Origin of the sequence: Enterobacter sp. EGD-HP1 (assembly GCF_000733275.2) — a bacterium.
Classification (GTDB): domain Bacteria; phylum Pseudomonadota; class Gammaproteobacteria; order Enterobacterales; family Enterobacteriaceae; genus Enterobacter.
Genome location: NZ_AVOP01000013.1, coordinates 27,499 through 39,663 on the forward strand (window position 1 = coordinate 27,499; position 12,165 = coordinate 39,663).

Sequence of the window (12,165 nt, forward strand, 5' to 3'; positions counted from 1 at the left end):
TCACAAAATATGCATAAAAAATCACAGCAAGGCAACAGATATTCAGCGATGGAGGAAATTTGCCAGCAGCGCGTGCCCCTGCTCGCTGAGGATGCTTTCCGGGTGGAACTGCACGCCTTCGAGATCCCATTCGCGGTGGCGAATTCCCATGATCTCCTGTGTATCGCTCCAGGCGGTCGCCTCAAAGCAGGCGGGCAGCGTCGGCGGGTCAATCACCAGCGAATGGTAGCGCGTCACGGTTAACGGGTTATTGAGCCCCGTGAATACCCCGGTGCCGGAGTGCGTGACCGGAGAGGTTTTACCGTGCATCACTTTGGCGGCGCGCACGATGGTGGCACCAAACGCCTGGGCAATGGCCTGATGGCCCAGACAGACGCCCAGGATCGGCAGCTTGCCGGCATAATGCTGGATAACCTCCAGCGAAATACCCGACTCTGACGGCGTACACGGCCCCGGAGAAATCACGATTTTCTGCGGAGCCAGCGTCTCGATATCGGCGAGATCGATCTCATCGTTGCGGCGGACAACCACCTCTGCACCCAGTTCACAAAAATACTGGTAAAGGTTCCAGGTGAAGGAATCGTAGTTATCAATCAGCAGAATCATGGCGGCTCCCGAAAAAAATGCCGCCCTATTCTACTCAGATTCCCGCGCTTCGCTCACTACTTTGGCAAAGATAGCGTTTAACGCGGTTAAATCTCCCGTTGCGCCACTTTGGTTAGCCGCCACCCACTGCTCGGGATCGATATCGCGCCAGTCCAGCGCGTAGCCCGCGTGAAGCGCCAGCTGCTCGAAGAAAACGCGCTGGGCAATACCGTTGCCGCGCATGAAGGGATGCAGCATGTTGATTTCGCAGTAATAGTGGCTAACTCTGTCAACAAACGCCGCTTTCTCAAGACCCACAAGATACTTTTCGCCTTCCAGCGCCGCCATCAGCTCGTTGCCCATCTTTTCGATGTACTCAAAGTGGCAGAAGGGAATGTCTCCTTTAAAAATATCGTCGGTACGGAGCTCGCCAGCCCGCTTCATCTCGCTGCGGTACAAATGACGATGAATAAGACACAGATGGGGCAACCCGGGCGCGGAAGGCCCAAGCCCCAGCGTCTCAATATGGGGTTCTGAGGGACCATTACCTTTTTCAAGGAGACAACTGGCCTGTAAATTGACGTTACGCTGCTGCTCCCAGAGACGGGATTTTTGCTTGTCGGTGAGTTTTTTCACTTAACGCCTCCCTGAATAGTCCGTTTGCCACAAGTATAAGCAGCAAAACGCGCTTTCGCAGGGAGGGCGACATAACGCGGGCAGAAGAAGCCCGCGTTCAGAAGAATTACGGCAGAACTTTCGCGGAGAGGATAACCACAGGTTTTGACGGCACATTCTGATACGGACCGACGTCGTGAGTAGGTACCTGAGAAATCTTGTCAGCCACGTCCATCCCTTTCACAATTTTACCGAAGACCGCATAGCCAAAGTCGCGCTGGCCGTGATCCAGGAAGGCGTTATCCGCTACGTTGAGGAAGAACTGGCTGGTCGCGCTGTCTTTGTCTGCGGTACGCGCCATGGAGATGGTGCCGCGCTTGTTCAGCAGGCCGTTGTCCGCTTCGTTTTTAATAGGCGGGTTCGGCTGCTTCTGCTGCATCTGCTCGTTGAAGCCGCCACCCTGAATCATGAAGCCCGGGATCACGCGGTGGAAAGTGGTGTTGTTATAGAAACCACTGTTCACGTAGTCGAGGAAGTTTTTGACAGAAACAGGTGCTTTCTGGCTATTCAGTTCCAGCTCAATGTTCCCGGCGGAGGTGGTCAGCAGAACGTGAGGGTCCCCTTTGGCTGCCAGCGCAGCAGGGGAAACGGCAGAAAGAGCAAACACAGCTGCGACAGCCGCCAGTGTTGATTTGAGCATGAGAATTCCTTAACAAAGCGCAGTATAAAAAGCGAATGGCTTGATTCTAAAGAGCAGTATGAACGGAGACCAGCCTTTTACCTAATTTTACGAAATTGAAACAGTTGTAACCACGCAAACGGTTGGCTTTAGCACCATTTTGTGTGATCAAGATCACACAAAATGGTGCAATGAACTTCTAATTTCTCTTAAAAGATATGAATAGATCACTTTAATGTCTAAAATCTGCCCGCTCTCAGCGCCCCCGGGCGCTTTTTCTTTTTCTGAACAGGCCAGACATGACTAACAGCAATCGCATCAAGCTCACATGGATCAGCTTCTTCTCCTACGCTCTGACCGGCGCGTTGGTGATCGTCACCGGGATGGTGATGGGGAATATCGCAGACTACTTCCAGCTGCCCGTTTCCAGCATGAGTAATACCTTCACCTTCCTCAACGCCGGGATCCTGATCTCTATCTTCCTGAATGCCTGGCTGATGGAAATTGTCCCGCTGAAAACGCAGCTGCGTTTTGGCTTTGTGCTGATGATCGCCGCCGTGGCGGGCCTGATGCTGAGCCACAGCATCGCGCTGTTCTCCGCCGCGATGTTCGTGCTCGGTCTGGTCAGCGGGATCACCATGTCGATCGGTACGTTCCTGATTACCCATATGTATGAAGGCCGCCAGCGCGGCGCGCGTCTGCTGTTTACCGACTCCTTCTTCAGCATGGCCGGTATGATTTTCCCGATGGTCGCGGCCGTTCTGCTGGCGCGCAGCATCGAGTGGTACTGGGTCTATGCCTGCATTGGTCTGGTCTACGTGGCGATCTTTATTCTGACCTTCGGCTGTGAGTTCCCGGTGCTGGGCAAGAAAGCGCAAACCACCGCAGAGCCCGTTGCGAAAGAAAAGTGGGGCATCGGCGTGCTGTTCCTCTCCGTTGCCGCCCTGTGCTACATCCTGGGCCAGCTGGGTTTTATCTCCTGGGTACCGGAATACGCCAAAGGTCTGGGCATGAGCCTGAACGATGCGGGTCAACTGGTGAGCGATTTCTGGATGTCTTACATGTTCGGCATGTGGGCGTTTAGCTTCATCCTGCGCTTCTTCGACCTGCAGCGCATTTTGACCGTGCTGGCGGGCCTGGCAACCGTGCTGATGTACCTGTTCATCAACGGTTCGCCGGAGCATATGCCGTGGTTCATTCTGACCCTGGGCTTCTTCTCCAGCGCCATTTATACCTCGATCATCACCCTGGGCTCCCTGCAGACCAAAGTGGCCTCGCCGAAGCTGGTTAACTTCGTCCTGACCTGCGGCACCATCGGCACCATGCTGACCTTCGTGGTCACTGGCCCGATCGTGGCCCACAGCGGCCCGCTGGCGGCGCTGCACACCGCTAACGGTCTGTATGCCGTGGTGTTCATTATGTGCTTCATCCTGGGCTTCGTGACCCGCCACCGCCAGCACAACGCGGCGGCAGCGTCTCACTAAACCCTGCGCCCCTTTGCATTACGCAGAGGGGCTGTTTCTGGCAAAGCTTACCTCTTCTCCCCCGACGTCCGTCTGGATCCACGTCTGCGCCAGCTGCGTTGTAGCGATCACCCGTCCCTGACGAATCGACCAGCGCACCGGCACCTGGCAGCGCACCGCTTCAAACCCGCTCTCCGCAGGCAGGATAATCAGGTTCGCCGGGTTTCCGGTTTCAATGCCGTAATCGCTCAGGCCAAAGGTCCGGGCGCTGTTATGGGTGATCAGATTCAGGCCGCTGTCGATTTGCGGATAGCCCATCATCTGGCAGACGTGCAGCCCCATGTGCAGCACCTGCAGCATGTTGCCGGTGCCGAGCGGGTACCACGGGTCGAAGACGTCGTCATGACCGAAGCAGACGTTAATGCCCGCCTCCTGTAGCTCTTTCACCCGGGTGATGCCGCGGCGCTTCGGATAGTCATCAAAGCGCCCCTGCAGGTGAATATTGACCAGCGGGTTGGCGACGAAGTTAATCCCCGACATTTTCAGCAGGCGGAAGAGCCGCGAGGTGTAAGCGCCGTTGTAGGAGTGCATGGCGGTGGTGTGGCTGGCCGTCACGCGCGGGCCGAGACCTGCTTCATAAGCCAGCGCCGCCACCGTCTCGACAAACCGCGACTGCTCGTCGTCGATTTCATCGCAGTGGATATCCAGCGGACGGTCATACTTCTTCGCCAGGTCAAACGCGATATGCAGCGACTGCACGCCATACTCGCGGGTGAACTCGAAGTGTGGGATCGCCCCCACCACGTCGGCCCCCAGCCTTAACGCCTCTTCCAGCAGCGCCGCGCCGTTCGGGTAAGAGAGAATACCTTCCTGCGGGAACGCGACGATTTGCAGCGTCACCCACGGGGCAACCTCCTGCTTCACCTCCAGCATCGCCTTCAGAGCGGTGAGGGTTGGATCAGAAACATCGACGTGCGTGCGCACAAACTGGATGCCGTTGGCAATTTGCCACTTCAGCGTTTTCCAGGCGCGCGCTTTGACATCCTCATGGCTGAGCAGCACCTTGCGCTCGGCCCAGCGTTCAATACCTTCGAACAGGGTTCCGGACTGGTTCCAGTTCGGCTCCCCCGCCGTCTGGGTGGTATCGAGATGAATATGCGGCTCGATAAACGGCGGGATAGCCAGCCCACCTCGCGCGTTCAAGACTTCATAACTTTCGGCGTGGGTATCATCCATTGGTGTGATATCACCAAAACGACCGTTCTCGATGGCGATTTGCCACAGCCCTTCCCGACCCGGTAAGCGAACATTCTGGACAAGCCAAAGCGGTGTTGTAGACATACCTTTCTCCCGAAAAACACGGCTGATATTTCGGAGTACGCATTTTCAAAAAACGCACTCTATTTTGTACACAAAATCGACGAATACGAAAAGCCAGCAAATTCCATAACTTATAAAAATCCTGACAAATCAGTCGCATACCACCTAAGGGGTAGGCGAAGACGTATTTGATTTGCATCAATAAGTGCCCCTGCTGAATCGTTAAGGTAGGCAGTAATAGAAAAGAAATCGAGGCAAAAATGAGCAAAGTCAGACTCGCTATCATCGGTAACGGCATGGTCGGCCACCGCTTTATTGAGGATCTTCTCGATAAAGCCGACGCTGGCCGTTTCGACATTACCGTGTTCTGTGAAGAACCCCGCAAGGCGTACGACCGTGTGCACCTGTCTTCCTACTTCTCCCATCATACCGCCGAAGAGCTCTCTCTGGTGCGTGAAGGTTTCTACGAGAAGCATGGCGTAAAAGTGCTGGTGGGCGAACGCGCTATCACCATCAACCGTCAGGAAAAAGTGATCCACTCCAGCGCCGGACGTACGGTTTTTTACGATAAGCTGATCATGGCGACGGGCTCGTATCCGTGGATCCCGCCTATTAAAGGGTCGGAAACCCAGGATTGCTTCGTTTACCGTACCATTGAAGACCTCAACGCCATTGAATCCTGCGCACGTCGAAGCAAACGCGGCGCGGTTGTCGGCGGTGGTCTGCTGGGTCTGGAAGCAGCTGGCGCGCTCAAAAACCTCGGCGTTGAAACCCACGTTATCGAATTTGCCCCGATGCTGATGGCCGAACAGCTGGACCATATGGGCGGTGACCAGCTGCGCCGTAAAATCGAAAGCATGGGCGTGAAGGTTCACACCAGCAAGAACACTAAAGAGATCGTTCAGGAAGGGACTGAAGCACGCAAAACCATGCGCTTTGCCGACGGCAGCGAGCTGGAAGTGGACTTCATCGTCTTCTCAACCGGTATTCGTCCGCGCGACAAGCTGGCGACCCAGTGCGGTCTGGCCGTGGCGCAGCGCGGCGGGATCATGATTAACGACGCCTGCCAGACCTCCGATGCGGATATCTACGCTATAGGCGAATGCGCCAGCTGGAACAACCGCGTATACGGTCTGGTGGCGCCGGGCTACAAAATGGCGCAGGTCGCCGTTGACCACATTCTCGGCACCGAAAACGCGTTTACCGGCGCAGACATGAGCGCCAAGCTGAAGCTGCTGGGTGTGGACGTAGGCGGGATTGGCGATGCGCACGGTCGTACCCCGAATTCCCGCAGCTACGTCTACCTCGACGAAAGCAAAGAAGTCTACAAACGCCTGATCGTCAGCCAGGACAATAAAACCCTGCTCGGCGCGGTGCTGGTGGGGGACACCAGCGACTTCGGCAACCTGCTCCAGCTGGTGCTGAACGCCATCGAGCTGCCGGAGAACCCGGACGCGCTGATCCTCCCGGCGCATGCCTCCAGCGGCAAGCCGTCTATCGGCGTGGATAAACTGCCGGACAGCGCGCAGATTTGCTCCTGCTTCGACGTCACCAAAGGCATGCTGATCTCCGCCATCAACAAAGGCTGCCATACCGTGGCGGCGCTGAAAGCGGAAACCAAAGCCGGTACCGGCTGCGGCGGCTGTATTCCGCTGGTCACTCAGGTGCTGAACGCCGAGCTGGCAAAACAGGGCATCGAAGTGAACAACAACCTGTGCGAGCACTTCGCGTATTCTCGCCAGGAGCTGTACCACCTGATCCGCGTGGAAGGCATCAAATCCTTCGACGAACTGCTGGCGAAGCACGGCCAGGGCTACGGCTGCGAAGCGTGTAAGCCGACCGTAGGCTCCCTGCTGGCCTCCTGCTGGAACGAATACGTGCTCAAGCCCGAGCATACGCCGCTGCAGGATACCAACGACAACTTCCTGGCGAACATCCAGAAAGACGGTACTTACTCCGTCATTCCGCGCTCTGCCGGTGGCGAAATTACGCCGGAAGGGCTGGTCGCGGTGGGCCGTATTGCACGTGAATTTAACCTCTACACCAAAATCACCGGTTCCCAGCGTATCGGCCTGTTTGGTGCGCAGAAAGACGACCTGCCGGAAATCTGGCGTCAGCTGATTGAAGCCGGCTTCGAAACCGGTCACGCGTACGCCAAAGCGCTGCGCATGGCAAAAACCTGCGTGGGCAGCACCTGGTGCCGCTACGGCGTGGGCGACAGCGTGGGCTTCGGCGTGGAGCTGGAAAACCGCTACAAAGGCATCCGCACCCCGCACAAAATGAAGTTTGGCGTCTCCGGCTGTACCCGCGAATGCGCGGAAGCGCAGGGTAAAGACGTGGGGATCATCGCCACCGAGAAGGGCTGGAACCTGTACGTCTGCGGCAACGGCGGGATGAAGCCACGCCACGCGGACCTGCTGGCGGCGGATCTCGATCGCGACACGCTGATTCGGTACCTCGACCGCTTCATGATGTTCTACATCCGCACCGCCGATAAGCTGACCCGTACCGCTTCCTGGCTCGATAACCTGGAAGGCGGCATCGACTACCTGAAATCGGTGATCATCGACGACAAGCTGGGCCTGAACGAGCACCTGGAAGCGGAGATGGCGCGGCTGCGCGAGGCGGTGATCTGCGAGTGGACGGAAACCGTCAACACCCCGGCGGCGCAGACGCGCTTCAAACACTTTATCAACAGCACCCGGCGCGACCCGAACGTACAGGTTGTGCCGGAGCGTGAACAGCATCGTCCGGCAACGCCGTATGAACGTATTCCGGTGACGCTGGTGGAGGAAAACGCATGAGCCAGTGGATAAACATTTGCGATATTAACGACATTATCCCCGCCACCGGCGTATGTGCGCTGCTGGGCAGCGAGCAGGTCGCGATTTTCCGCCCTCGCCACGATGAACAGGTTTATGCCATCAGCAATATTGACCCGTTCTTCGAGGCCAGCGTGCTCTCCCGTGGATTGATTGCCGAGCATCAGGGTGAACTGTGGGTCGCCAGCCCGTTGAAAAAGCAGCGTTTCCGCTTAAGCGACGGGTATTGCATGGAAGATGAGAGCCGCTCTGTGAAGCACTACGATGTCCGCGTGAAGGACGGCAAGGTGCAGTTGAAAGGCTAATCCCCCGCCCTTTTAGGGATAACGGCAGGAAAGTCGTATGTTCTGTACGATCCCTGCTGTTATCCTGACGTCAATTCTTCCCCCGCCATGAATGCTGTGAGGTAACGTCGTGGATCACCTGCCGATTTTTTGTCAATTACGCAACCGCGACTGCCTGCTCGTGGGCGGCGGCGATGTGGCTGAACGCAAGGCGCGCCTGCTGTTAGAGGCGGGCGCCCGGCTGACCGTCAACGCCCTCGCCTTCGCCCCTCAGTTTGACGTCTGGGCGCAGGAAGGGATGCTCACGCTGGAACAGGGTGAGTTTAATGAATCCCTGCTGGATACCTGCTGGCTGACCATCGCTGCGACGGATAACGATGAAGTGAACCAGCGCGTTAGCGACGCCTGCGAAGAACGCCGTATCTTCTGTAACGTGGTGGATGCGCCGAAAGAGGCCAGCTTCATCATGCCGTCGATTATCGACCGTTCGCCGCTGATGATTGCGGTGTCGTCCGGCGGTCGCTCGCCGGTTCTCGCGCGTCTGCTGCGGGAAAAACTGGAAGCCATACTGCCCCAGCATCTTGGACAGATTGCGCATTATGCCGGGCAGCTGCGTTCACGCGTGAAGCAAACTTTCTCCACTGTGGGCGAGCGCCGTCGCTTCTGGGAGAAATTCTTTGTGAACGACAGGCTGGCGCAATCGCTGGCCAATCAGGACACCCAAGCCGTTGAAGAGATGACCGAACGGCTCCTGAGCGAACCGCTGGATCACCGCGGTGAAGTGGTGCTGGTGGGCGCAGGTCCCGGCGATGCAGGTTTGCTGACGCTGAAAGGTCTGCAGCAGATCCAGCAGGCCGATATCGTGGTTTACGATCGTCTGGTCTCCGATGACATCATGAACCTGGTGCGTCGCGACGCCGACCGCGTATTCGTCGGCAAACGGGCGGGCTACCACTGCGTGCCGCAGGAGGAGATTAACCAGATCCTGCTGCGCGAGGCGCAGAAAGGCAAGCGCGTGGTGCGCCTTAAGGGTGGCGATCCGTTTATCTTTGGTCGTGGCGGCGAGGAGCTGGAAACCCTGTGTGACGCGGGTATTCCGTTCTCCGTGGTGCCCGGCATTACGGCGGCGTCCGGCTGTTCAGCGTACTCTGGCATTCCGCTGACCCACCGGGATTACGCCCAAAGCGTGCGTCTGGTGACGGGCCACCTGAAGACCGGCAGCGAGCTGGACTGGCATAACCTGGCAGCCGAAAAGCAGACGCTGGTGTTCTACATGGGGCTCAATCAGGCCGCCACGATTCAGGCGAAGCTGCTGGAGCACGGCATGGAGGCAGATATGCCGGTCGCGCTGGTGGAAAACGGTACCGCTATTACGCAGCGCGTGGTGGATGGCGTGCTGACGCAGTTAGGCGAACTGGCGCAGCAGGTTGAAAGCCCGGCGCTGATTGTGGTGGGCCGCGTGGTTGAACTGCGCGACAAGCTGAACTGGTTCTCCAATCACTAACGCATATTCTCCCTTCCTGGAGTAGTCCTTAAGCGGACTACTCCCCTCATACCACTACCGATAACATACCGCCCGCATAGTGGAACTTTTCCATTTATTCCCTCGTATTACATCCATTTTTTAGACAAGGAATGCATATGTTCAAACTGGCAAAAGCCGCCGTTCTGGTTGGCCTGTTATCGACGCTGACGGCCTGCACCGGTCACGTACAGAACACCAAAAATAATTGCAGCTACGATTATCTGCTGCACCCGGCGATCTCCATTTCGAAAATCATCGGTGGTTGCGGCCCGGCAGCGCAGCAGTAAGCGTTTTACAGGCGTAAAAAAACCGGGCATTTCCCGGTTTTTTTGTTTGGGCGGTTTTTCGTCGGGTGGCGGCTTCGCCTTACCCGACCTACACGATCCCGTAGGCCGGGTAAGCGTCAGCGCCACCCGGCAACGCAGGCTTAAGGCTTACCCACAAACCCAATCGCTTCATACACTGCTTTCAGGGTTTCTGACGCGCGCGCACTGGCTTTTTCCGCGCCCTCTTTCATCACTTTCTGCAGGAAAGCTTCGTCGTTACGGTAGCGGTTATAGCGCTCCTGCAGCTCGGTCAGCATGCCGGAAACGGCGTCTGCCACTTCACCTTTCAGGTGGCCGTACATCTTGCCTTCGAAGTGCTGCTCCAGCTCAGGAATGCTCTGGCCGGTCACGCCGGAGAGGATATCCAGCAGGTTGGAGACGCCCGCTTTGTTCTGCACGTCATAACGCACAACAGGCGGCTCGTCGGAATCGGTCACCGCACGCTTGAGCTTTTTGACGACGGATTTCGGATCTTCCAGCAGGCCGATAACGTTGTTGCGGTTATCGTCAGACTTGGACATCTTCTTGGTCGGCTCCAGCAGCGACATCACTCGCGCACCGGATTTCGGAATAAACGGCTCTGGCACTTTGAACACATCGCCGTAAATCGCGTTAAAGCGCTGGGCGATATCGCGGCTCAGCTCCAGGTGCTGCTTCTGGTCTTCACCCACCGGCACCTGGTTGGTTTGATACAGCAGGATGTCCGCCGCCATCAGCACCGGATAGTCGAACAGGCCGGCATTGATGTTTTCGGAGTAGCGCGCGGATTTATCCTTGAACTGGGTCATGCGGCTCAGCTCGCCGAAATAAGTGTAGCAGTTCAGCGCCCAGCCCAGCTGCGCGTGCTCCGGCACGTGAGACTGAACGAAAATGGTGCTCTTCTCTGGATCGATGCCGCAGGCCAGGTACAGCGCCAGCGTATCCAGGGTGGCTTTACGCAGCTTCTCAGGATCCTGACGCGCGGTAATCGCGTGGAGATCGACGATGCAGTAAATGCAATGATAGTCATCCTGCATGCTGACCCACTGACGTAACGCACCCATGTAGTTACCAATGGTCAATTCACCTGAGGGCTGTGCGCCACTAAAAACGATGGGCTTAGTCATTATTCAATTCCTGATGTTCACTGTGCGAAAGCCCGAGTGCGGGCAACAAATCTTTGAAGTGGTCGAAGACCACATCCGGCTCACTTAGCGTGATGGCTTCACCGTAGTTGTAGCCATAGGTTAATCCGACGGAAGGACACCCTGCCGCTCGGGCAGCCAGAATATCATTGCGCGAATCCCCGACAAAGAGCAGCTCCGCAGGCGTTAAGGATAATTTTCCTGCCACCAGCAGCAGCGGTTCCGGATGCGGCTTTTTGTTCTGCACGTCATCACCGCCCACAATCACGGAGAAATACTTCGCGATATCCAGCGCTTCCAGCAGAGGCGCAACAAACGGCGTCGGTTTGTTGGTCACCAGCCCCAGCGGGATGCCCTTAGCGTGCAGCGCGCTCAGCGTTTCCTGAACGTCCGGGAACAGGAAGCTGCCCTCCTCGACGGTCTCTTCGTAGAAACGATCGAACAGTTTGCGCAGAATACGCAGCTGCTCATCCTTAGGAATATCAGCGTGGTCAACGCTCGGTTTACCCTGCGCGGAACGCTGTGACGCACGCTCCTGGCGAGCCCACGTCAGCGCACGCTCCATCAGAACATCGGCGCCGTTGCCAATCCACGTTACCACGCGATCTTCCCCCGCAACGGGGAGTTCAAGTGCGTACAGCGCCTGGTCTACGGCGCTCGTTAAGCCCGGCGCGCTGTCGACCAGCGTACCGTCGAGGTCGAATGCCACACCCCGAATTGCCTGCAATTTATCCATGACTTACCTTCGCCAGCTCACGGCGCATTTCATCAATGACTTTTTTGTAATCCGGTTGGTCGAAAATGGCCGAACCTGCAACGAACATATCCGCGCCGGCTGCCGCAATTTCACCAATGTTATTTACTTTCACGCCGCCGTCCACTTCCAGGCGAATATCGTAACCTGACTCATCAATACGACGGCGCACTTCACGCAGCTTATCCAGCGTGTGGGGAATGAACGACTGACCGCCAAAGCCCGGGTTAACGGACATCAGCAGAATCACGTCCAGCTTGTCCATGACATAGTCGAGATAGCTCAGCGGCGTGGCCGGGTTAAACACCAGCCCCGCTTTACAGCCGTTCTCTTTGATCAGCTGCAGCGTGCGGTCGACGTGTTCAGAGGCTTCCGGATGGAAAGTGATGATGCTGGCACCCGCTGCGGCGAAGTCAGGCACAATGCGATCGACAGGCTTCACCATCAGGTGAACGTCGATCGGCGCGGTAATGCCATAGTTACGCAATGCCTTGAGCACCATTGGACCAATGGTCAGATTCGGGACGTAGTGGTTGTCCATAACGTCGAAATGGACGACATCTGCACCAGCCGCGAGAGCTTCGGCGGTGTCTTCACCCAGGCGGGCAAAATCGGCCGACAGAATTGAGGGAGCAATCAAAAACTGTTTCATCCGCTTCTCCTTGAAA

General features: G+C 56.9%; 12 protein-coding genes. 5 read left to right on the top strand and 7 right to left on the bottom strand.

Annotation, left to right across the window (positions count from 1 at the left end; all coding sequences use genetic code 11):
- Positions 1-42: 42 nt before the first annotated feature.
- The 3 genes from pabA to ppiA all read right to left on the bottom strand — a co-directional run bounded on the left by pabA (position 43) and on the right by ppiA (position 1,900).
- Positions 43-606, bottom strand: a complete 564-nt coding sequence (pabA, locus tag N037_RS11790; protein WP_032641091.1) for an aminodeoxychorismate synthase component 2 — start codon at positions 604-606, stop codon at positions 43-45.
- Positions 607-636: 30 nt separating this feature from the next.
- Positions 637-1,221 (bottom strand): putative adenosine monophosphate-protein transferase Fic, encoded by a 585-nt coding sequence (locus tag N037_RS11795; RefSeq protein ID WP_032641093.1) that lies wholly within the window; start codon positions 1,219-1,221, stop codon positions 637-639.
- A gap of 106 nt (positions 1,222-1,327) precedes the next feature.
- Positions 1,328-1,900, bottom strand: coding sequence for a peptidylprolyl isomerase A (gene ppiA / locus N037_RS11800; RefSeq protein WP_014885514.1), 573 nt, complete (start codon positions 1,898-1,900; stop codon positions 1,328-1,330).
- Between the two features lie 278 nt (positions 1,901-2,178).
- Here ppiA and tsgA point away from each other — a divergent pair, with 278 nt between their 5' ends.
- Entirely contained in the window at positions 2,179-3,363 is a 1,185-nt protein-coding gene (gene tsgA, locus N037_RS11805; RefSeq protein WP_032641095.1) for an MFS transporter TsgA, read from the top strand.
- Positions 3,364-3,381: 18 nt separating this feature from the next.
- Here the strand turns inward: tsgA and N037_RS11810 are convergent, their stop codons facing one another.
- The gene (locus N037_RS11810; RefSeq protein WP_023333692.1) at positions 3,382-4,683 is read right to left on the bottom strand and encodes a cytosine deaminase; all 1,302 of its coding nucleotides are present in this window, start codon (positions 4,681-4,683) and stop codon (positions 3,382-3,384) included.
- A gap of 239 nt (positions 4,684-4,922) precedes the next feature.
- Here N037_RS11810 and nirB point away from each other — a divergent pair, with 239 nt between their 5' ends.
- From nirB to N037_RS23880, 4 genes are all read left to right on the top strand, one after another.
- A complete protein-coding gene (gene nirB, locus N037_RS11815) occupies positions 4,923-7,466 on the top strand; it encodes a nitrite reductase large subunit NirB (protein WP_032641097.1) in 2,544 nt (847 codons plus the stop codon).
- Complete coding sequence (gene nirD, locus N037_RS11820; RefSeq protein WP_032641099.1) at positions 7,463-7,789, top strand: nitrite reductase small subunit NirD; 327 nt, start codon at positions 7,463-7,465, stop codon at positions 7,787-7,789. The genes nirB and nirD overlap by 4 nt, the downstream gene beginning before the upstream one ends.
- A gap of 109 nt (positions 7,790-7,898) precedes the next feature.
- Complete coding sequence (cysG, locus tag N037_RS11825; protein WP_032641101.1) at positions 7,899-9,272, top strand: siroheme synthase CysG; 1,374 nt, start codon at positions 7,899-7,901, stop codon at positions 9,270-9,272.
- A 137-nt stretch (positions 9,273-9,409) separates the two neighbouring features.
- Positions 9,410-9,580 (top strand): YhfL family protein, encoded by a 171-nt coding sequence (locus N037_RS23880; protein ID WP_008503029.1) that lies wholly within the window; start codon positions 9,410-9,412, stop codon positions 9,578-9,580.
- Positions 9,581-9,720: 140 nt separating this feature from the next.
- Here the strand turns inward: N037_RS23880 and trpS are convergent, their stop codons facing one another.
- Genes trpS through rpe form a run of 3 tightly spaced genes read right to left on the bottom strand, consistent with a single transcriptional unit; the run spans position 9,721 to position 12,149 of the window.
- Positions 9,721-10,725, bottom strand: a complete 1,005-nt coding sequence (gene trpS, locus N037_RS11830) for a tryptophan--tRNA ligase (protein WP_023333696.1) — start codon at positions 10,723-10,725, stop codon at positions 9,721-9,723.
- Positions 10,718-11,479, bottom strand: coding sequence for a phosphoglycolate phosphatase (gene gph / locus N037_RS11835; RefSeq protein WP_023333697.1), 762 nt, complete (start codon positions 11,477-11,479; stop codon positions 10,718-10,720). The genes trpS and gph overlap by 8 nt, the downstream gene beginning before the upstream one ends.
- Entirely contained in the window at positions 11,472-12,149 is a 678-nt protein-coding gene (rpe, locus tag N037_RS11840; protein ID WP_023333698.1) for a ribulose-phosphate 3-epimerase, read from the bottom strand. The genes gph and rpe overlap by 8 nt, the downstream gene beginning before the upstream one ends.
- Positions 12,150-12,165 lie beyond the last annotated feature (16 nt).